The following is a 19,986-nucleotide window of genomic DNA, read 5'->3' as shown; positions in this document are numbered from 1 at the left end:
TCAGTCGTCCTCGTGCGGCGCGGTCGCGGAGACCTCCGGGGTGTGGCTGGACGCGGCAGGGTCCGCGGCCGGGGCGCCGTGGGTGAGGGAGGCGTGATCCGGGCCGGCCGCGTCCAGCACGCGGCCGAGGACCACGACCGCGAGGCCCGCGGCGACGACGGTGAGCAGAGCCGCCCGGAGGCTGAACGCGTCCGCGAGAAGCCCGATCGCCGTCGGAGAGGCGAGGAATCCCACCCGCAGCACCCAGCCCACCACGGTCAGGCCGACGCCGGGCGGAAGGCCCGGCAGCTCGTCGGCGACGTGCATCACGGCGGGGACCAGCGTGGCCACCCCGAGCCCGGCCAGCGCGAACCCCGTCATCGTCGTCGCGGACGACGGGAAGGCGACGGCCAGGCCCATGCCGGCCGCGATGAGCGCGCCGCCCACGCGCACCACCCGACGCTGCCCGAAACGGTTGGTGGCACGGTCGCCGGTGAATCGGCCCACGACCATCGCGGCCTGGAGCGCGACGAAGGCCAGGCCGCTGGTCGCCGCGCTGGCGCCGACCTCGCCCCGCATGTACAGCGCGCCCCACGACGAGCCGGCGTCCTGCACGAACGCCTCGCAGGCGGCGAGGACGCCGAGCGTGCCGAGCAGGAGCACCGTCCGGAAGGCGGTCCGTCGCGGGCCGCTCGAGGCACCGCTCCCGGACTCCGCCGCACCGGCGCCGGCGGCGGGGACGCGCTCGGCGTTCTCCGGCCCGGGAAGGAGGAAGCGGTAGGCGAGGACCGCGGTGACGCTGAACACCGCGGTGGTGACGGCGAGGTGCGCCGTCAGCGGGACACCGAGCCCGGCGGCGGCGGAGCCGAGGAGGCCGCCGGCGACGGCACCGACGCTCCACAACCCGTGGAACGCGTTGACGATCGAGCGTCGGTACAGCCGCTGGACGCGGAAGCCGTGCGCGTTCTGGGCGACGTCCACGAGCGCGTCCAGAGCGCCGGCGACGAGCATGGCCGCGGCGAACGCCAGCCAGGACCCCGCCAGGGGGACGGCGCAGATGGCGAGCGCGAGCCCCACCAGCCCGAACGAGGCGACCCGTGCCGAGCCGAGCCGGTTGATGAGGGCCGGCGCCAGCAGCCCGGCGAGGAGCGCCCCGGCCGGCATCGCCGCGATGCCCGTCCCCAGCGCGGCGTTGGTCAGGTCGAGGTTCGCCTTGACCTCCGGCAGCCGCGGCACGAGGTTCGCGTACAGCACGGCGTTGAGGAAGAAGAGCGTGGACACCGCGGCCCGTGCGTGGCGCATCTGCGCCGTCACTGCGGTGGTGCTGGGTGCGGCCATGGGCGGGAGGCTCCGAGGTTGGTCGAGCGTGGTGGGCGGTCGCCCGCGCACATCAAACCAGTGACGTTACGCCACGGGTCCGACCGCCTTCCGGCGAGGCCCTGGGCGCAGGGCTAGCGGAAGATGCCGAAGGTGTCCTTGCGGTCCCTGTTCCAGTCTCCGACGAGCATCTTGTCGGTCGTCCGGCCGTAGGTGAAGGTCGTCTCCGCGACGCCGGAGGTCAGCGAGTTCCGGAGCATGAGCAGGTCGCCCCGGCGCACCGCGAAGGTGTCCTTGCCGTCCCCGTCCCAGTCCCCGACCAGCATGGTGTCGCCCGGCCGGCCGTAGGCGATGACCCGGTCGGCGACGCCGCCGGACATGGTGTCCTTGATGTAGAGCAGGTTGCCGCGCCGCACCGCGAACGTGTCGGTGCCGTTCCCGTCCCAGTCCCCGACCAGGATCTCGTCGTCCGGCTTCCCGTAGTAGATGACCTGGTCGGCGACGCCCGACGTGACGGAGTTCTTGACGTGGTACTCGCGGCCGCGGCGCACGGTGAGGGTGTCGACCCCGTTCCTGTCCCAGTCGCCGACCAGCACGACGTCGCCGGGGCGGCCGTAGACGAACTTCCTGTCGGCCGGGCCGGAGGTGTTGGAGTTGCGGACCTCGAAGTACTGCTGCGTCCGAGCCGCGGGGGTGTCGGAGCCGTTGCCGTCCCAGTCGCCGACGATGATGGAGGAGCCGAGGGCCCCGTAGGAGAAGACCACGTCGGAGGACGCGGTCAGCGCGTTGTTGAGGTAGACGGAGCGCAGGGGAGAGCTGGGCGCGGGCGTCGCCGGGGCCGGCGCCGTCACGGGCGGGTTCGTCCTGCTCCTGACCGCTGTGCGCATGGCGGCCAGCCGGCCGTAGATGTCCTTCCCCGGGCAGGTGGTGGCGGAGACGTCCATGTGGCCGAAGATGCGGGGCAGGTTCACGCCGCTGGCCAGCGCCGGGGTGCCGGGGGAGTAGATGCCGCTCCTCGTGGTGGCGTCGATGCCCGCCCGGCCGAACTGCCACGCGAGCACGTCGGTCATCGCTTCGATCACGGCCGTCGGCGCGGCGATCTTCGTGTAGTCGCCCATGGCGGAGATGCCGACCGTACCGCTGTTCACCGGGGCGGCGTGCGCGCCCTGCGTCATCATCCCGGCAGGCGCCGCCAGGGAGCCGGTACGCCCCTCGTACACCCGGCCCCACTTGTCGACGAGGAAGTTGTACCCGATGTCGCCCCAGCCGCGGGTGACCGCGTGGTACTGGTAGATGCCGCGCACCACGGAGGCGGCCTCGCTCCACGTGTAGGTGTTGGTGCCGGCGGTGTGGTGCACCACCGCGGCGCGCAGCGCCCGGTAGGTCGGCCGCCACGTCATCTTCCGCTCGTCGGCCCCCCACCCGGCGCGCGAGATGACCGAGGGCCGAGGGGGAACCACCGTCGTGGCCACCGGGGAGGCCGCGACGCTGGCCGCGACCGTGCCGGCGGGGACGACGGCGCTCGAGCCGGGCGCCGCCGGGGCGACGGTCGGCACGGGGATCGGGGCGCTCTCGACGGCCTCGGTGGCCGGGGGCGGGGTCTGCAGGTCCTCGGTGGAGAGGACGGTGATGGCGAGGTTGTCCGGCAGCTCCGCCGCGGCCCCGGTCACCCGCACCTGGATGGTCTGGGCGCCGCCGGTGACGAACGGGTCGGTGCCCGCCGCCGCCTCGCCGGTGCCGCTCATGCCCTCCTCGTGCGAGGTCTCCTCCCACTCGGACCAGACGCCGTCCTCCTCGACACGCACGAACACCTGGGCGTCCGCGGCGAGCCGCTGCCCGGCCTCCCACGTGAGGCCGGCGACGAGGAACTCGTCGGTCGGGATCGGCCGCGTCAGCACGGCGTCGTCGCCGACGACGGCGGTGTCCGAGGAGGCGGAGAACTCGCCCGACGGGACGGTGACCTCGAGGCCGGAGGTGGCGACGCGCGTGCGGTCGCCGTCGTCGTCGGTCAGGGCGATGACGACCGGCTCGACGGCGGACCCGGCTGCGGCGGCGGACGGTTCCGTCGCGGCGGTGGCGGGGGCCTCGGCGGGCACGGAGATGGCCGCCGACGACGCCGCCCGCAGCGCGCGCGGCACCCGCGCCCTGGCCGGGGCGCTCCTGGCGCTGCACCGGCCGGGTACGTCGGGGCCTTCGCCAGCCCTCGCGCTGCACGCGGCACGGCACCAGCCGCTCTCCCGGGCGCAGCGGCTGGTGGCGGCAGCGCCGCCCGCGCCCCGTGCAGGGGTCGCTCTCGTCGCGGCCTACCTCCTCGCCATGGCCGGGGCGGTCCTCCTGGTCTCCGTCCCGTACATCTCGGTGGCGGTCACGGCCAGCTGCTGACGCGGCAGGGACCTCAGGCGAGGGTCGTGTCGAGGAGCCCGACGTTCTGCGCCACCCAGGGGAACACCCAGGTGAACAGCGCCCAGACGACGGCGAGGGCGAGCACGACCGCCTCGATCACCCGCAGCCATCGCGGTCCGGGCAGGAGCCGCCAGATCGCCGCGTACATCAGGACCCCTCCAGAAGCTCGACCGGCTTGCCCTCGGCCCGCGGCACCCACCCGGCGAGCTCGCCGTGGGTGATCCAGCGCTCGCGGGTGCTCCACAACGGGTGGCACGTGGTGAAGGTGATGGTCCGCGCCGTCGGCTCCTCGCCGGGCCTGCGGGGCACCGGGGCGATGACGTCGACCTGGTCCGGGGTGGTCACGTAGTCCTCGGTCACCTCGTAGACCAGCCACGCCTGCGCCGTCTCGACGACGACCCGGTCACCGTGCCCGAGCTTGTCGATCTGGGCGAACGGTGCGCCGTAGGACTGCCGGTGGGCGGCAAGCGCGAAGTTACCGACCTCCCCGGGCATCGCGGTGCCCGGGTAGTGGCCGGCCGCGCCGGTGTTGAGAACGTCCCACATGCCCACTCCCTCGACCACCGGGACCTGGTAGTCGGCGCCCCACCGCGGGACGTGCATGGTGGCGAATCCCACGGCGTTCCCGACCGGCTCCGGAGCAGGGGGCGCATCGGTCCGGAGCTCGGCGCTGCGCTCGACCTCGGGCTCGGTGAACGTGCTGCGGATCTCCTCGACCGCGGCCGCCTGGTCGTCGCGGACCTCCAGGTCCGTCCAGAACACCTGCCAGACGACGAACAGGCCGACGAGCACGCCAGCGGTGAGCAGCAGCTCGCCCAATAGGCCGGCCAGGACGGCTGCGGCGCTGCGGCGCGCGCGTCGTCCACCGCCGGCACGCCTGCGGCGAGCCTCCGTCGGCGCCTCGGTGGTGACCACAGGCACGACGCTACTGGACTTTCTGGACACCTCCGTCCGGAGAGAACTCTCGACTCTCCCGCGACCGTGGCGCGGACGCTCGGCGAGACACTCCCCTTGTCGTTCCCACCCGATACCCCGTAGGTATTTTGGTCGCCGGTCCGGCGTAGTCCCCCACCTCAGGAAATGGATTCGTGACAGCTCTCAACACTGACAGGACGACAGGCCAGACCGTGCTTGGCCCCGACGCTCTCGCCGAGCGACTCAGCTCGGCGGCGCCCCCCGCGCCTGGTCGACGTCCGCACCCCGGCCGAGTTCGAGACGGTCCACATCCCCGGGGCGTACAACGTTCCGCTGGACACGCTCAAGGAGCACCGCGAGGAGATCGCGCGGCACCTCGACGAGGACGTCGTCCTCGTCTGCCGCTCGGGCCAGCGGGCCACCCAGGCGAAGGAGGCCCTGGCGACTGCCGGGCTCCCGAACCTTCACCTCCTCGACGGCGGCATGCAGGCCTGGCAGGCCTCCGGCGGGGAGGTCCGGCGCGGGAAGCAGAAGTGGGACCTCGAGCGCCAGGTCCGGCTCGTGGCCGGCACGGTGGTGCTCGGCAGCATCCTCGCCAGCGTGCGCGCCCCGGGCGCGAAGTGGCTCGCCGCCGGCCTCGGCGGGGGCCTCACGTTCGCCTCGCTGACCAACACCTGCGCGATGGGCGCGGCACTGTCGAAGCTCCCGTACAACCGCGGGGCGTCGCTGGACCCGGCCGACGCGATCGCACAGCTCAGGCCGGACACTCCCACCGCCTGAGGAACGCCTCTGCCACCCTGGTGCGGCGGTACCCGGCCGGAGCCGCCCCGTCCCCCCGCGGGGCGGCTCCTCCTTCTCACTACCCGAGGTTCAGCCTGATGGCCCACCACGCCGCACTGCCCGACCACCGCCCGGACCTGGACGTGGTCCAGCGCCGCACCGTCCGGACGATGGCGGTCGCGCAGATCTTCAGCGCTCTGGGCAACGGGTCGACCCTGGCGCTCGGCTCGATCCTCGCCGTCGACCTGTCCGGGAACGAGGCGTTCGCCGGCACGACGACCACTGCGCTGACGCTGGCGCCCGCACTGCTGGCGGTGCCGCTCTCGACACTGGCGGTGCGCCGCGGAAGGCGCACCGCCCTCACCACCGGCCTGGCGGCGGCGACCCTGGGGACCGCCCTCATCGTCGGCGCGACCGCCTGGCGGCTGTTCCCGCTGCTCCTCCTCGGCGCTTTCCTGGTCGGCGTGGCCTCGGCGGTGAACCTGCAGGCTCGGTTCGCCGCCACCGACCTGGCACGTCCCGAGCACCGCGGCCGGGACCTCTCCCTGGTGGTGTGGGCGGTGACCGTCGGAGCCGTCGCCGGCCCGAACATGGTCGTGCCGGGCGCGGCCCTGGCCGAGGCCGTCAGCCTCCCCGTGGAGGCCGGCCCGTTCCTCATCTCGGGCGCCGGCATGGTGCTCGGCGCGTCCTGCTGCAGGCCGGTCTGCGGCCCGACCCTCTGCTTCTCCGCCAGGCGCTCGACGCCGCGCCCGCGGCCGGTGGCGCTCGCGTCGCCCGCGGTCCCGCCGCCCGCGGTCCCGTCCGGCCGGCCCGGGTCCCCTGCTGACGGGTCCGCCGTGGTCGCGGCTGCGTTCTCGGTCATCGTGCTCCCTCTCCTCGGCCCCTCCACGCTCTCACGAACGGGTCCACCCTTTCCCGGCCCACCCACAGCCGGTCCGGGCACGGGTGCGCCGTCTCCCCGGCCGGACGCACGGGCGGGGGCCGGCACGGCGCGGCCTAGACTTCCCTCCGTGACCACCCCCGCAGAGACCCCCACCGCGGACGTCCGTCTGCCGCTGCGCCCCGGGCTCGAGGGGCTCGAGCCCTACGGCGCACCGCAGCTGGACGTGCCGGTCCTGCTCAACGTCAACGAGAACCCGTACCCGCCGTCGGAGGCGGTCGTCGCGGACATCGCGGACGCGGTGGCCAAGGCCGCGCACGGGCTCAACCGCTACCCGGACCGTGACTTCCTCGAGCTGCGTGCCGAGCTCGCGGAGTACCTGCGCGTCGAGTCCGCGGTCCGCGTCGCGGCGGAGCAGATCTGGGCGGCGAACGGGTCCAACGAGGTCATGCTGCACCTGCTGCAGGCGTTCGGCGGGCCGGGGCGGAAGGTCCTCTCCTTCGCCCCGACGTACTCGATGTACCCGGAGTACGCCCGCGACACCCTCACCGAGTGGGTCGCCGGCCGCCGCGAGGAGGACTTCACCCTCGATCTCGGGCACGTGCGCGAGCAGATCGCGAAGCACCGACCCGCCGTGGTCCTCCTCGCGAGCCCGAACAACCCGACCGGCACGGCCCTGCCGCTGGAGACGGTCGAGGCGATCTGCGAGGCCGCCGCCACGGCCGGTCCGGTGACGGACGACGGCGCCCCCCACGGCCGCCGTCGTCGTCGTGGACGAGGCCTACGGGGAGTTCCGCCGCGACGGGGTCCCCAGCGCGCTCACGCTGCTCGAGCGGTACCCGCACCTCGCCGTGTCGCGGACGATGTCGAAGGCCTTCGGCATGGCGGGCCTGCGGCTCGGGTACCTGGCGGCGGCGCCGCGCCTGGTGGACCACCTGCGCGTCGTGCGCCTGCCCTACCACCTCTCGGCGGTCACCCAGGCGGCGGCGCTCGCCGCGCTGAGCCACAGGGACGAGCTCATGAGCCAGGTAGCCTCGCTGCGCGCCGAGCGCGACGCTCTGGTGGACTGGCTGCGGGGGGCACGGGCTCGAGGTCGCGGAGTCCGACGCCAACTTCGTCCTCTTCGGACTTTTCCCCGACCGCCACGAGGTGTGGAATGGTCTGCTGGAGCGCGGCGTCCTGATCCGTGAGGTCGGGCCCGAGGGCTGGTTGCGGGTGTCCGTGGGGACGCCGCAGGAGACGGCCGCCTTCAGGGCGGCCCTGGAGGAGGTGCTGGGCTGGTGACCGAGCAGGTGCTCACCCGAACACGGACCGCGCGCGTGACGCGGACGACGTCGGAGTCCGACGTCGTCGTCGAGCTCGACCTCGACGGGACGGGGCGGACGGACATCTCCACGTCGGTGCCGTTCTACGACCACATGCTCACCGCGCTGGGCAAGCACTCGCTCGTCGACCTCACCGTCCGGGCGACCGGGGACACCCACATCGACGCCCACCACACCGTCGAGGACGTCGCCATCTGCCTGGGCGAGGCGCTGCGCCAGGCGCTCGGCGACAAGAAGGGCATCGCGCGCTTCGGCGACGCTCTCGTGCCGCTGGACGAGGCGCTCGCGCAGGCGGTCGTCGACGTCTCCGGCCGGCCCTACCTGGTGCACTCCGGCGAGCCGGCGGGGCAGGAGTACCACCTCATCGGCGGCCACTTCACCGGTTCGCTGACCCGGCACGTGCTGGAGTCGATCGCGCACCACGCGAACATCTGCCTGCACGTGCGTGTGCTGGCCGGCCGCGACCCGCACCACATCGTCGAGGCGCAGTTCAAGGCCCTCGCCCGCGCGCTGCGGGCCGCCGTCGCCCTCGACCCGCGCGTCGAGGGCGTGCCGTCCACGAAGGGGGGCGCTGTGACCACTCCCGGTGACCCACGCGGCGACGACACCCCGTTGACCGCGGAGGACGTCGAGCGGATGCTGCGCGCCCTCGACGAGGTGCCCGTGACGTCGGAGGACCCGGCAGGCCGGCCCGTCGCAGAGGGCGACGCCACCGCCCACAACGACGCAGGCGCCGGCGCGGCCGACGCGGGCGCCGCGCAGGCGGGCGGTGGGGATGGCGGCGACGCCGGGGCCTCCGGGCCGGCCCCCGCCTCCGACGACGCCGCCTCCGCCGACCTCGACGCCCCTGCCCCCGCGGCCGCCGCCGGCGTGCCGGCCAAGCTCGCCCTGGTCCTGACCCCGGTCGCCTCCGCCCCGGCCCTGGCGGGGCTGTGCGCGATGGCCGGGATCGACGTCGACGTCGTGCCGTCCTCCTCGGGGGCGGTCGCCGCCCTCGAGATCGCGGCCAGGGCGCCCTCCGACGACTGGGACATCTCCCAGCTGCTCGGCGGCGAGGACGGAGGGTTCCCGCCGGAGGCGGAGGACGTCGCGAAGAACCTCTCGCGGCTCTCCCGGGCGGGCGTGGTGCTCCTCGTGGCCGACCTCGCGACCGACGTCGGCATCGAGTCCGGCCTGTCCGGGCAGATCAGCGCCAGGCGGTACACCTCCGGCGAGCCGGAGGGGGACGTGCCCGCCGGTCTCGTCCTGGCCGGTGCCGACCAGGTGATCGAGGACCTCATCCTGGGCCGGACCCGCCCGGACCAGGTCAAGGGACACCAGCGCTCCGGCACGCTGCCGCGGTGGAAGGCCGCCCGGATGTTCGGGCGCGGCCTGCGCCGGAGGAAGCCGTGAGCGCCCGCGTCGTCGTCCTGGACTACGGCTCGGGGAACGTCCGCTCCGCCGTCCGGGCGCTGGAACGGGTCGGGGCGGACGTCGAGCTGACGGCCGACCCCGGGGCGGTCGCCGAGGCCGACGGTCTCGTCGTGCCCGGCGTCGGCGCCTTCGCCGCCGTCATGGAACAGCTGCGCGCGGTGCGCGGGGACCAGCTCATCGAGCGCCGCCTCGCGGGCGGCCGGCCCGTGCTCGGGATCTGCGTCGGCCTGCAGGTGATGTTCACCGCCGGCGACGAGCACGGCGTGCGCACACCGGGTCTGGACCAGTGGCCGGGCGAGGTCACGAAGCTCGACGCGCCGGTCGTGCCGCACATGGGCTGGTCCCCGGTCCGCGCCCCCGAGGGCTCCGTGCTGTTCGACGGCGTCGGCGACGAGCGGTTCTACTTCGTCCACTCCTACGCGGTGCAGACCGATCCCGCGGCGGAGCTGGGCGGCGACAGCCCGCTCGCGCCGCCGCTGGTCACCTGGGCGGAGCACGGCGTGCCGTTCGTGGCCGCCGTCGAGAACGGCGCGCTGAGCGCCACCCAGTTCCACCCCGAGAAGTCCGGCGACGCAGGCGCGCAGCTGCTGCGCAACTGGGTCACCTCCCTGGGCCGCTGAGAAAGAGAGACACATGAGCGCACCCCGCCTGGAGCTGCTGCCCGCCGTCGACGTCGTGGAGGGGCAGGCCGTCCGCCTCTTCCAGGGCGAGGCCGGTTCCGAGACCGCCTACGGCGACCCGGCCGAGGCCGCCGCCGCGTGGGTCGAGGAGGGCGCCGAGTGGATCCACCTCGTGGACCTCGACGCCGCGTTCGGGCGGGGCTCGAACCACGATCTGCTCGCCCGCATCGTCGGTGAGCTCGACGTGCAGGTGGAGCTCTCCGGCGGCATCCGCGACGACGCGTCCCTCGAGCGGGCGCTCGACTCCGGCGCCCGGCGGGTCAACCTCGGCACCGCCGCGCTGGAGAACCCGGAGTGGACCTCGAAGGTCATCGCCCGCCACGGCGACCGGGTCGCCGTCGGCCTGGACGTGCGCGGCACCACCCTCGCCGCGCGCGGCTGGACCAAGGAGGGCGGGGACCTGTGGGAGGTGCTCGACCGCCTCGAGGCGGACGGCTGCGCCCGCTACGTCGTCACCGACGTGACGAAGGACGGCACCCTGCGTGGCCCCAACCTCGAGCTGCTGCGGCAGGTCTGCTCGCGGACGAAGGCGCCCGTCGTCGCCTCTGGCGGGGTCGCGAATCTCGGTGACATCGAGGCGCTGCGCACCCTCACCGAGGCCGGGCTCGAGGGCGCCATCGTCGGCAAGGCTCTCTACGCGGGCGCGTTCACCCTCTCCGAGGCGCTCGACGTCGCAGGACGGCCGTGAGCGTCCGTCCCGGCAGCCACGGCCACGGGCCTCACGAGGGCCACGGCCACGGCCTTCCGCTCACCGACTCCGCCGGCCAGCCCTGGGCGGGCCGGATGCTGAGGCCGAACCCCTTCTCCGGCGACGACGGCGCGGTCCAGCCCGCCATGGCGGACGCCCTCGCCCGCGAGGACGACGGCGAGCGCGTGGTCGCCGTCGTCGAGGCCATGCGCACGGGCCGGGTCATCGTGCCGGTCGTCGCGCACGAGCACCCCGGCACCGACGCCGACGGCAACGTCGCCCCCCACGCTGCCGAGAAGTTCCGGTCCGGGGACCGCAGCGGCGACGCCATGGCGTCCGCCGCCATGGTGTCCGTACGCACCCGGGACGGACGCTCCGCCCTGCCGGTCTTCTCCTCCGTCGCGGCCATGCAGACGTGGAACGCCGGCTCGCGCCCCGTGCCGGTCGAGGCCACGCGCGCCGCGCTGTCCGCGGTCCAGGAGAGCGACTCCCTCCTCGTGCTCGACCCCGGGAACGACGTCACCGTCCTGGTGCCCCGCCCGGCCGTGTGGGCGCTCGCCCAGCAGCAGCCGTGGACGCCGTCCTGGGCGGACCCCGAGCTGCCCGGTGTGGCGGTGGAGGCCCTGCGCGGCATCACCGAGCTCCTCGGCGTCCGGCTCGAGCGCGGCAGCACCGCCGAGCTGCGCGTGGTGGTGGCCGTGCGCGCCGGGCTCGGCCAGGACCAGCTGCGCGACGTCGTCGCCCGCACGAGCCGCGCGCTCTCGGAGCACCCGGTGCTCCGCGAGCGCGTCGACTCCCTCGAGCTGGCGCCCACCCAGGTCGCCTGAGGTCCCGACGAGCGCCCCCACCGCCCGCCCCTGCCAGACTCGGGCCCATGACCTCCGCGAGCACCACCAGCTTCCACTCCGCGTACGAGCACGGCTTCCTCCGGACCGCCGCGGTGACGATCCCGGTCTCCCTCGCCGATCCCCGGCGCAACGCCGAGGCGGTCCTCGACCAGGCGGGCGCCTGCCACGACGAGGGCGTGGGCCTCGCCGTCTTCCCCGAGCTGTGCCTCTCCGGCTACAGCGCCGAGGACCTCTTCCTGCAGGACGCCGTGCTCGACGGCGTCGAGGAGGCGATCGCCACGGTGGCGCTGGCGTCCGCCGACCTGCTTCCGGTGCTCGTGGTCGGGGCGCCGCTGCGCCACCGCAACCGCCTGTACAACACCGCCGTCGTCATCCACCGCGGCGAGGTGCTCGGCGTCGTCCCGAAGTCCCTCGTGCCGACGTACCGGGAGTTCTACGAGCGCCGGCACTTCGCGCCGGGCGACGACGTGCGCGGGCAGGTCCTCACCCTCGGCGACCGCCCCGTGCCCTTCGGCTCCGACCTTCTCTTCGAGGCGGCCGACGTGCCCGGGATGGTGGTCCACGTCGAGGTGTGCGAGGACATGTGGGTCCCCGTCCCGCCGAGCGCCGAGGCCGCGCTCGCCGGTGCGACGGTGCTGGTCAACCTCTCGGGCAGCCCCATCACCGTCGGCCGCGCGGAGGACCGCCACCTGCTGTGCCGGTCCGCCTCCTCGCGGTGCCTCGCGGCCTACGTCTACGCCGCGGCGGGGCAGGGGGAGTCGAGCAACGACCTGTCGTGGGACGGGCAGACGATGATCTACGAGAACGGCGTCCTGCTCGACGAGTCCGACCGCTTCCCGGACGGGCCGCGGCGCTCGGTCGCCGACGTCGACCTGGACCTGCTCCGCCAGGAGCGGCTGCGCATGGGCACGTTCGACGACAACCGCCGGACCCACGCCGCCCGCGCGGACTCCTTCCGGGCGGTGCGGTTCGCGCTGCGGCCGACGCGCGAGGACATCGGGCTGCGCCGCCAGGTGGACCGTTTCCCGTTCGTGCCCGACGACCCGGCCCGCCTCGCCCAGGACTGCTACGAGGCGTTCAACATCCAGGTCTCCGCACTCGAGCAGCGGATGGCCTACATCGGCGAGCCGAAGCTCGTCATCGGGGTCTCCGGCGGCCTCGACTCCACCCACGCGCTCCTCGTCGCGGCCCGCGCCATGGACCGCCTCGGGCGCCCGCGCACCGACATCCTCGGCTACACCCTCCCCGGCTTCGCGACCAGCGAGCGCACGAAGTCCAACGCCTACGCCCTCGCCGAGGCGCTGGGAATCACGTTCGAGGAGATCGACATCCGCCCCGCCGCCAAGGAGATGCTCGAGAAGATGGGGCACCCCTTCGCCCAGGGCGAGCCCGTCTACGACGTCACCTTCGAGAACGTGCAGGCGGGACTGCGGACCGACTACCTCTTCCGGCTCGCGAACGCGGCCGGCGGAATCGTCGTCGGCACCGGCGACCTCTCGGAGATGGCCCTGGGCTGGTGCACCTACGGGGTGGGCGACCAGATGTCCCACTACGCCGTGAACACCGGCGTGCCCAAGACGCTCATCCAGCACCTCGTCCGGTGGGTCATCTCGTCCGGCGAGGTGGACGAGCGTGCCGCGAAGGTCCTGCAGGCGGTGCTCGACACCAAGATCAGCCCAGAGCTCGTGCCGGCCGGCGAGGACGAGGAGGTCCAGAGCACCGAGGCCTCCATCGGGCCGTACAACCTCCACGACTTCACGCTGTTCTACGTGCTGCGCCACGGCTTCCGGCCGAGCAAGATCGCGTTCCTCGCCCACCACGCCTGGCGCGACGCCGAGGCGGGGGAGTGGCCCCCGGGGTTCCCGGAGGACGCGCACTTCGCCTACGACCTCGAGGAGGTCCGCCGCTGGCTCGAGGTGTTCGTCAAGCGGTTCTTCGGCTTCAGCCAGTTCAAGCGCTCCGCGCTGCCCAACGGCCCGAAGGTCATGGCCGGCGGCGCGCTCTCGCCGCGCGGGGAGTGGCGGGCGCCGTCGGACAGCAAGGCGCACGTGTGGCTGGAGGAGCTGGAGCGGGCGCTGCCCGCGCGGGTCGAGGTCCGGCCCCGGGCCGAGGCCTGAGCCCGGGGCTCCGGCACCGCACCCCCGTCTGCCGGTCCTGTGGCGGGGACCACGAGAGGCCGGCCGGGTGTGCCGGACCCTCCGTGGTAGCCTTGTGAACTGACCGACCAGGGAGCAGTCCCTGGTGCGCAAGCGGAGATTCTCCCACCTTGGTCTCGAACCGCCGGGAAGGCGGACAGGGGCCGGGTCCTGGTCGCCGAGGTTCGCCCTCGGCAGTGCCCGTCAGGGACGCCTCGGCGTCCCGTGCACGGCACAGACCTCGAGGCCTCCGCGTGCGACCGCACGACGGAGGCCTTCTTCGTTCTACGGCGGTCGCGAGACAGACGACGTAGAGGAGCACAGCATCAGCGAGCCCCGCATCAACGAGCGGATCCGCGTGCCTGAGGTCAGGCTGGTCGGGCCTGGCGGCGAGCAGGTCGGCGTGGTCCGGGTCGAGGACGCCCTGCGCCTGGCGAAGGAGGCGGACCTGGACCTGGTCGAGGTCGCCCCCGACGCGCGCCCACCCGTGGCCAAGCTCATGGACTACGGGAAGTTCAAGTACGAGTCCGCGATGAAGGCGCGCGACGCCCGTCGCAACCAGGCCAACACGGTTCTCAAGGAGATCCGTTTCCGCCTGAAGATCGATGCGCACGACTACGAGACCAAGAAGGGCCACGTCGAGCGCTTCCTCAAGGGCGGCGACAAGGTCAAGGTCATGATCATGTTCCGCGGCCGCGAGCAGTCCCGCCCGGAGATGGGGATGCGCCTGCTGCAGCGGCTGGCGGACGACGTCGCGGAGCTCGGCTCGGTGGAGTCGGCCCCGCGCCTCGACGGCCGCAACATGACCATGGTGATCGGCCCGCACCGCAAGAAGGCCGAGGCCAAGAGCGAGCAGCGCCGCAAGCGCGACGCGGAGCGGGCCGCGCGGCGCCCGTCCGGCCAGTCCGAGCAGGCGGCCGGAGACGGCGCCGGCGGCGAGGCCGCGCAGAACGAGGCCGCCCAGAGCGAGACCGCCCAGAGCGAGACCGCCTCCTAGGCGGCCGAGACACGTGAAGGACGCCCTGGACCGACTGGTCCCGGGCAGGACACATCCGCGCCGATCGGCGGTGCGGACTGACGAGGGACGAACATGCCGAAGAACAAGACGCACTCCGGTGCCAAGAAGCGCTTCCGGGTCACCGGCAGCGGCAAGCTGATGCGGGAGCAGGCCAACAAGCGCCACCTGCTCGAGCACAAGTCGAGCAGGCGGACCCGCCGCCTCGCCGTCGACCAGGCGGTCGCCCCGTCCGACGTCAAGAAGATCAAGAAGCTGCTCGGCAAGTAACCGCCGCCCAACTGTTAGGAGATTGACGTGGCACGCGTCAAGCGGGCGGTCAACGCCCAGAAGAAGCGCCGTACGACCCTCGAGCGCGCCAGCGGCTACCGCGGCCAGCGCTCGCGCCTGTACCGCAAGGCCAAGGAGCAGGTCACCCACTCGATGACCTACTCCTACCGCGACCGCCGCGCCCGCAAGGGTGACTTCCGGCGGCTGTGGATCCAGCGCATCAACGCTGCGGTCCGCGCGGAGGGCATGACCTACAACCGCTTCGTCCAGGGCCTCAAGGCCGCTGGCGTCGAGGTGGACCGCCGCATGCTCGCCGAGCTGGCCGTGACCGAGCCCGCCGCCTTCAGCGCGCTCGTCGCCACCGCCCGCGAGGCCCTGCCGGCGGACGTCAACGCCCCGGCCGCCTGAGCAGGACCGGTGCGCACCTGCCGCGAGACGGCAGGATGACCGACATGACCGAGCGCCCGGACACCGAGCTGACCAACCCCCGCGCCGAGCGGGTCCGACGGGTCAGCCGGCTGTCCGGGCGCTCGGCGCGTTCGCGCCACCACCAGTTCCTCGTCGAGGGCCCCCAGGGCGTGCGTGAGGCTGTGCGGCACGTGCCCTCCCAGGTGCGCGACGTCTACCTCACCGCCGACGCCGCGACGCGTTACCCGGAGATCGTCCAGGCAGCCCGGGACGGCGGCCGGTTCCTGCACGTCGGCACGGACGAGGTGCTCCGCGCCATGAGCCCGGACGCCCAGGGTGTCCTCGCGGTCCTGGACGAGCAGGGCCCGACGACGACGCCCGCCCTGGCCGACCTCGCCGCCCTCCACGACGGCGCCGGTCCCCGCCTCGTCGCCGTCCTCGCCCGGGTGGCCGACCCCGGGAACGCCGGCGCGGTGATCCGTGCCGCCGACGCCGCCGGGGCCGACGCCGTCGTCCTCGCCGCCGGCAGCGTGGAGCTGCTCAACCCCAAGGTGGTGCGCTCCACCGCGGGATCGCTCTTCCACCTCCCGGTGCTGACGGGCCACGACCTGCCGTCCGTCCTCGCGTCTGCGGGGCACGTCCCGGCCCGTCGTCCTGGCCGCCGACGGCGCGGGGGAGTGGGACCTCGACGACCTGCTGGACCGTGCGGAGCTGGCGGGGCTCCCGGCGGACCCGGACGAGCTCGCCGCCACCGCCCTTGTCGCGCCGGACCTCACCGGCCCGACCGTGTGGGTGTTCGGCAACGAGGCGCACGGTCTCGCCGAGGACGAGCACGCCCTGTGCGACGCCGCCGTCCGGGTGCCGATCCACGGCCTCGCCGAGTCGCTCAACCTGGCGACCGCCGCCACGGTGTGCCTGTACGCCTCCGCCCGGGTCCAGCGCCGCGCATGAACCAGGCCATCCTGCACGCCGGGCCGGACGACCTGACGGCCCTGGTCGAGCGCGTCCGGCAGGTGCGGCGTGCGGGGGGGCACGGACCGCCGTGGCCGGGCGCTCGTCGGCGTCGTCGGGGCCCCGGGAGCGGGGAAGTCGACGCTGACGGCGCTGCTCGCGACTGCGCTGCAGGACGCCGGTACCGCGACCGCCGTGGTCGGGATGGACGGTTACCACCTCGACCAGGCCGAGCTCGAGAGGCTCGGCCGCGCGGACCGCAAGGGCGCGCCGGACACCTTCGACGCCGAGGGGTACGTCGCCCTCGTGCGCCGCGTCCGCGTGCAGCGGCACGGCTCTCCCACGGTCTACGCGCCGCTGTTCGACCGTCACCTCGAGGAACCCATCGGCAGCGCCGTGCCCGTCGCGGCGAGCTCCCCCCGTGGTCCTGACGGAGGGCAACTACCTGCTGCTGCCCACCGAGCCCTGGCGGCTCCTGCGCCGCCTGCTCGACGAGACGTGGTACGTGGACGTCGACGACGAGGCGCGCCGGTCGCGCCTGCTCGCCCGGCACCTCGCGCACGGTCGCCCGCCCGAGGTCGCGGCGGCCTTCGCCCAGGGGTCCGACCAGCGCAACGCCGAGCTGGTGGCGCGCCCGGCGGCGTGGCCTGGCCGGGGACCGACGGAGCGTCCGACGGCGCGGCCTGGCCGGGGACCGACGGAGCATCCGACGGCGCCGCCTGGTCGGGCGTGGTCGGCAGGTCCGACGGCATGGCCTGGTCGGGCGCGGTCGGCAGTTCCGACGGCGTGGCCTGGTCGCTCCCTGGTGCCGGGACTCCGGCCTCGCCGTTCTCCTCCGCCGTGGCGACCGGCCCGCGCACGTACAGGTCGCCCTGCGTGGTCGAGGCGATGATCGAGCTGAAGGTGTCGGAGAGGAGGGCGCGCAGCGAGAAGGTGCCCGTGACGAACGCGATGCCGAGCGTCACGGCGAGCACGCTGAGGACGAACCGCACCAGGTGCGCGCGGATCTCCCGGACGGCTACCCGGATCATCGGCGGGCCGTGGCGGGGGCGAGGTCGCGGCGTTCCTCCCGGGCGGCACCCAGCTCGCGCAGCGCGTCGAGGATGGAGTCGGCGTCGGGGTCGCGCAGCTCCGCCTCGAGGCGGCCGTCCGCCAGGAAGAGGACGCGGTGGGCGTACGCGGCCGCCGTCGGCTCGTGCGTGACCATGACGACGGACTGGCCCAGGTGGTCCACGCTGGTGCGCAGGAACCCGAGGACCTCGGCGGCGGCGGTGGAGTCGAGGTTGCCGGTCGGCTCGTCGGCGAACACGACGGACGGTGCGGCGATCAGCGCACGGGCGCACGCCACCCGCTGCTGCTGCCCGCCCGAGAGCTCGGTCGGGCGGTGGTGGAGCCGGTCCGTCAGCTCGAGGGTGCGGACGATGGTGTCGAAGCGCTCGCGGTCGACCGGACGTCGGGCGATGTCCATCGGCAGGGTGATGTTCTCCGCGGCGGTCAGCGTCGGGACGAGGTTGTACGCCTGGAAGACGAAGCCGATGCGGGTCCGGCGGAGCTTGGTGAGCTGGCGCTGGCTCATCCGCGAGATCTCCACGCCGTCGACGACGATCGACCCTTCGCTCGGGGAGTCGAGACCGGCCAGGCAGTGCATCAGGGTCGACTTCCCGGACCCCGACGGGCCCATGACCGCCGTCAGCTCCCCGCGCGCGAGGTCGACGTCCACGCCGTCGAGCGCCCGGACTCTGGTGTTGCCCGAGCCGTAGACCTTGCTCAGGCCGCGTGCGGTCACGATGGCGTCGGTGACCGGGGCGAAGTCTGCGGGACGGACGATCCGGGTGCCTGCCTCCAGCGCCTCCACGGCCGTGTCCACCGGGTCGCCCGCGGTGACCTCACCTCCCGCCGGCCCGCCCGTCGCCGTCGTGCCGGCCGTGAACCACCGGCCGGCCAGCCGGCCGCCTGCAGACCGCCGGCCGTCGGTCCGCCGGCCGTGGGTCCGCCTGCCCGTGCGGTCGCCGTCGCTCGTCCCCGCGCTGTCGTCGGGGAGCTCGCCGCTGTGCCTGCCCATGGCCTCGATTGTGTCGCACGGACGAACGCCCGGCGTTCGCGACCGGCATCCGAACCGCCGGTACGCTTCCGGCATCCGCGCGTCCCCGCCGGGGCGCCGTCCACGGGGGTGTGACCATGCCGGTCCGTCGTTCGTTCGTCCGAGCCGTGGGCGTGGGCGCCCTCGCTCTTGCCTCGCTGGCCCCGGGTGGGGCCGCCGCAGCCGCACCGCCGTCCGGGGGCGGGCTGAGCGGGCCCCTCGACTCGGGCGGCTACGCGCTGACCTCCTACTACGGCCCGCGCTGCCTGCCGGTCATCCACGCCTCGACGTTCCACGGCGGCCAGGATCTGGGAGCGGCGGACGGGGCACCCCTGTACGCGATCGCCGACGGGAGGGTCGTCCGTGCCCAGGCGAACGCGTCGGCCGGGCAGTGGCTCGTCGTCGAGCACAGCGTCGGCGGCCGGACCGTGCAGGCCAGCTACTCGCACATGTGGGACGCGGACGAGTTCGTCCGGGTGGGCCAGACCGTGCGGCGGGGGCAGAAGATCGCGGAGGTCGGCTCCTCCGGCGTGTCCACCGCGCCGCACCTGCACCTGGAGATCTGGCTGGGGGCCTACGGCTCGGGCACGCGGGTGGACCCGCTCGTCTGGTTCCGGCAGAACGGCATCGACCTGGCCGCGCACGCGACGAGGGTGGTACCGCGCCAGCTCCCGTCGAGCTGCACCTACTACGCCGTGGGCGCCACGAACATCCACGCCTCCGCCTCGAGCGGCTCCCGTGTGGTGAGGACGGTGCCGCACCACACGGTGCTGACCTCCTCGCCCGGGACCAGGACGAACAGCTTCCTGCCGGTGCGTGCGTCCGGCGTCTCCGGGTGGGCGCACGCGAACAACGTCTCGCCGACGAAGCTCGGGCTGCCGGCCGCACGCCTCACCGCCGAGACCGCGCTGCGCGACGCACCGTCGGGCGCCGCTGTGGCCGCACTCGCCGCCGGTACCGCCCTTGACGACGTCACCGCGCTCTCCGGCGGCTGGTACCAGGTCACGGCAGGATCCAGGACGGGATGGGTTCCCCGCGCGAACGTCCGGCTCGAGCCCGGTGCCGAGCGTGGCGTCGACCACGGGTTCTTCCTGGCGAACACGTTCACCTCCCAGGCCGACACCGTCTTCGACTACGGCGAGGAGTACGACGAGTTCTTCGTCGGGGACTGGGACGGCGACGGCGTGGACACGCTCGCCTACCGCCGCGGCCGGGCCTTCCACGTCCGTGACAGCAACTCGCCGGGGGGCCCGGACCGGGTGATCCACTACGGCCGGCCCGGGGACGCCGTGGTGGTGGGGGACTGGGACGGCGACGGGGTCGACACGTTCGCCGTGCGCCGCGGCAACGTGTACCACCTCAAGAACTCGGTCAGCTCCGGAGTGGCCGACGCGGTCGTTGCCTACGGCAGGGCAGGGGACGCGGTGATGGTGGGTGACTTCGACGGCGACGGCGACGACACCCTCGCGGTGCGCCGCCGCTCCGAGTACCACGTGAAGAACTCCGTCACGGGCGGCCGGGCCGACCAGGTCGTCGTCTACGGACGGCCAGGGGACGACGTCCTCGTGGGCGACTGGGACGGCGACGGCGACGACACCCTCGCGGTGCGCCGCCGCTCCGAGTACCACATCAAGAACACCATTGCCGCAGGCGCCGCCGACGTGCGCGTCGTCTACGGGCGAGTCACCGACGAGGTCTACGTCGGCGACTGGAACGGTGACGGGACCGACTCCCTCGGCGTCTACCGGTTCTGAGCGTCCTCGCAGCTCGTGGCACGACCCCTGGGGAGGGGCTCGGTCCGGGGCCGACCGGCCGGGGCCCAACGGTCACCGCGACAAGCTCACCGTCAGCGCGGCCGACCCGGCACTTGGTCGGTCCGGCCGGCCTGCGACCGAGGTG

17 protein-coding genes and 5 pseudogenes are annotated in these 19,986 nt (G+C 74.0%); 16 read left to right on the top strand and 6 right to left on the bottom strand.

Going from position 1 to position 19,986, the window contains the following annotated elements:
- Both DA06_RS06710 and DA06_RS06705 read right to left on the bottom strand, forming a co-directional pair.
- Positions 1–1,317 (bottom strand): MFS transporter, encoded by a 1,317-nt coding sequence (locus DA06_RS06710; protein ID WP_052436450.1) that lies wholly within the window; start codon positions 1,315–1,317, stop codon positions 1–3.
- Between the two features lie 113 nt (positions 1,318–1,430).
- Positions 1,431–3,392 carry an N-acetylmuramoyl-L-alanine amidase gene (locus DA06_RS06705; RefSeq protein WP_052436449.1) on the bottom strand — a complete coding sequence of 654 codons (1,962 nt, stop codon included), beginning with the start codon at positions 3,390–3,392 and terminating at the stop codon, positions 1,431–1,433.
- A 4-nt stretch (positions 3,393–3,396) separates the two neighbouring features.
- On the opposite strand from DA06_RS06705, the gene DA06_RS06700 reads away from it, so the two are divergent.
- Positions 3,397–3,678, top strand: a complete 282-nt coding sequence (locus DA06_RS06700; protein WP_043498482.1) for a hypothetical protein — start codon at positions 3,397–3,399, stop codon at positions 3,676–3,678.
- A gap of 13 nt (positions 3,679–3,691) precedes the next feature.
- Here DA06_RS06700 and DA06_RS06695 read toward each other — a convergent pair whose 3' ends face one another.
- A complete protein-coding gene (locus DA06_RS06695; RefSeq protein WP_418607221.1) occupies positions 3,692–3,847 on the bottom strand; it encodes a hypothetical protein in 156 nt (51 codons plus the stop codon).
- Positions 3,847–4,614: a class E sortase gene (locus tag DA06_RS06690; protein WP_052436448.1), complete on the bottom strand. Its 768-nt coding sequence runs from the start codon at positions 4,612–4,614 to the stop codon at positions 3,847–3,849. Before DA06_RS06690 ends, DA06_RS06695 begins: the two co-directional genes overlap by 1 nt.
- 216 nt (positions 4,615–4,830) lie before the next feature.
- On the opposite strand from DA06_RS06690, the gene DA06_RS06685 reads away from it, so the two are divergent.
- The 14 genes and pseudogenes from DA06_RS06685 to DA06_RS06620 all read left to right on the top strand — a co-directional run.
- Positions 4,831–5,394, top strand: coding sequence for a rhodanese-like domain-containing protein (locus DA06_RS06685; RefSeq protein ID WP_043498478.1), 564 nt, complete (start codon positions 4,831–4,833; stop codon positions 5,392–5,394).
- A gap of 98 nt (positions 5,395–5,492) precedes the next feature.
- Positions 5,493–6,020 (top strand): annotated as a pseudogene (locus DA06_RS06680) (MFS transporter); the annotation flags it as partial.
- A gap of 384 nt (positions 6,021–6,404) precedes the next feature.
- Positions 6,405–7,558: pseudogene (locus DA06_RS06675) on the top strand (histidinol-phosphate transaminase).
- An 8-nt stretch (positions 7,559–7,566) separates the two neighbouring features.
- Positions 7,567–8,166, top strand: a pseudogene (gene hisB / locus DA06_RS06670) (imidazoleglycerol-phosphate dehydratase HisB); the annotation flags it as partial.
- Positions 8,167–8,939: 773 nt separating this feature from the next.
- Positions 8,940–9,632, top strand: coding sequence for an imidazole glycerol phosphate synthase subunit HisH (gene hisH / locus DA06_RS06665; RefSeq protein WP_418607220.1), 693 nt, complete (start codon positions 8,940–8,942; stop codon positions 9,630–9,632).
- 13 nt (positions 9,633–9,645) lie between these two features.
- Positions 9,646–10,380, top strand: coding sequence for a bifunctional 1-(5-phosphoribosyl)-5-((5-phosphoribosylamino)methylideneamino)imidazole-4-carboxamide isomerase/phosphoribosylanthranilate isomerase PriA (gene priA, locus DA06_RS06660; RefSeq protein WP_043498467.1), 735 nt, complete (start codon positions 9,646–9,648; stop codon positions 10,378–10,380).
- Positions 10,377–11,207, top strand: coding sequence for an SseB family protein (locus tag DA06_RS06655; RefSeq protein ID WP_052436446.1), 831 nt, complete (start codon positions 10,377–10,379; stop codon positions 11,205–11,207). Before priA ends, DA06_RS06655 begins: the two co-directional genes overlap by 4 nt.
- Before the next feature lie 47 nt (positions 11,208–11,254).
- Positions 11,255–13,345 (top strand): NAD(+) synthase, encoded by a 2,091-nt coding sequence (locus DA06_RS06650; RefSeq protein WP_043498465.1) that lies wholly within the window; start codon positions 11,255–11,257, stop codon positions 13,343–13,345.
- Between the two features lie 376 nt (positions 13,346–13,721).
- A complete protein-coding gene (gene infC / locus DA06_RS06645) occupies positions 13,722–14,360 on the top strand; it encodes a translation initiation factor IF-3 (protein WP_418607217.1) in 639 nt (212 codons plus the stop codon).
- A gap of 93 nt (positions 14,361–14,453) precedes the next feature.
- A complete protein-coding gene (rpmI, locus tag DA06_RS06640; protein WP_043498462.1) occupies positions 14,454–14,648 on the top strand; it encodes a 50S ribosomal protein L35 in 195 nt (64 codons plus the stop codon).
- A gap of 27 nt (positions 14,649–14,675) precedes the next feature.
- A complete protein-coding gene (gene rplT, locus DA06_RS06635) occupies positions 14,676–15,056 on the top strand; it encodes a 50S ribosomal protein L20 (RefSeq protein ID WP_043498458.1) in 381 nt (126 codons plus the stop codon).
- A gap of 35 nt (positions 15,057–15,091) precedes the next feature.
- Positions 15,092–15,622: pseudogene (locus DA06_RS06630) on the top strand (TrmH family RNA methyltransferase); the annotation flags it as partial.
- A gap of 220 nt (positions 15,623–15,842) precedes the next feature.
- A complete protein-coding gene (locus DA06_RS06625; protein WP_418607215.1) occupies positions 15,843–16,007 on the top strand; it encodes a TrmH family RNA methyltransferase in 165 nt (54 codons plus the stop codon).
- A 69-nt stretch (positions 16,008–16,076) separates the two neighbouring features.
- Positions 16,077–16,160, top strand: a pseudogene (locus DA06_RS06620) (hypothetical protein); the annotation flags it as partial.
- A 215-nt stretch (positions 16,161–16,375) separates the two neighbouring features.
- Here DA06_RS06620 and DA06_RS06615 read toward each other — a convergent pair.
- Together DA06_RS06615 and DA06_RS06610 are read right to left on the bottom strand one after the other, a co-directional pair.
- Positions 16,376–17,038, bottom strand: a complete 663-nt coding sequence (locus DA06_RS06615) for a hypothetical protein (protein ID WP_418608492.1) — start codon at positions 17,036–17,038, stop codon at positions 16,376–16,378.
- Positions 17,035–17,835, bottom strand: a complete 801-nt coding sequence (locus tag DA06_RS06610; protein ID WP_052436445.1) for an ABC transporter ATP-binding protein — start codon at positions 17,833–17,835, stop codon at positions 17,035–17,037. The genes DA06_RS06615 and DA06_RS06610 overlap by 4 nt, the downstream gene beginning before the upstream one ends.
- A gap of 350 nt (positions 17,836–18,185) precedes the next feature.
- Between DA06_RS06610 and DA06_RS06605 the strand changes: the two genes are divergently transcribed.
- Entirely contained in the window at positions 18,186–19,841 is a 1,656-nt protein-coding gene (locus tag DA06_RS06605) for a peptidoglycan DD-metalloendopeptidase family protein (RefSeq protein WP_418607213.1), read from the top strand.
- The last annotated feature ends 145 nt before the right edge of the window (positions 19,842–19,986 follow it).

Source organism: Georgenia sp. SUBG003 (assembly GCF_000715355.2).
Classification (GTDB): domain Bacteria; phylum Actinomycetota; class Actinomycetes; order Actinomycetales; family Actinomycetaceae; genus Georgenia.
This window is presented reverse-complemented; position numbering and strand designations above follow the sequence as displayed.

What these genes read in the sequence shown, in the direction of transcription:
- DA06_RS06710 (WP_052436450.1), bottom strand. Translation starts at nt 1,317, where the DNA reads ATGGCCGCACCCAGCACCACCGCAGTGACGGCGCAGATGCGCCACGCA.
- DA06_RS06605 (WP_418607213.1), top strand. Translation starts at nt 18,186, where the DNA reads ATGCCGGTCCGTCGTTCGTTCGTCCGAGCCGTGGGCGTGGGCGCCCTC.
- DA06_RS06700 (WP_043498482.1), top strand. Translation starts at nt 3,397, where the DNA reads ATGGCCGCCGACGACGCCGCCCGCAGCGCGCGCGGCACCCGCGCCCTG.
- rpmI (WP_043498462.1), top strand. Translation starts at nt 14,454, where the DNA reads ATGCCGAAGAACAAGACGCACTCCGGTGCCAAGAAGCGCTTCCGGGTC.
- DA06_RS06695 (WP_418607221.1), bottom strand. Translation starts at nt 3,847, where the DNA reads ATGTACGCGGCGATCTGGCGGCTCCTGCCCGGACCGCGATGGCTGCGG.
- priA (WP_043498467.1), top strand. Translation starts at nt 9,646, where the DNA reads ATGAGCGCACCCCGCCTGGAGCTGCTGCCCGCCGTCGACGTCGTGGAG.
- DA06_RS06615 (WP_418608492.1), bottom strand. Translation starts at nt 17,038, where the DNA reads ATGATCCGGGTAGCCGTCCGGGAGATCCGCGCGCACCTGGTGCGGTTC.
- DA06_RS06650 (WP_043498465.1), top strand. Translation starts at nt 11,255, where the DNA reads ATGACCTCCGCGAGCACCACCAGCTTCCACTCCGCGTACGAGCACGGC.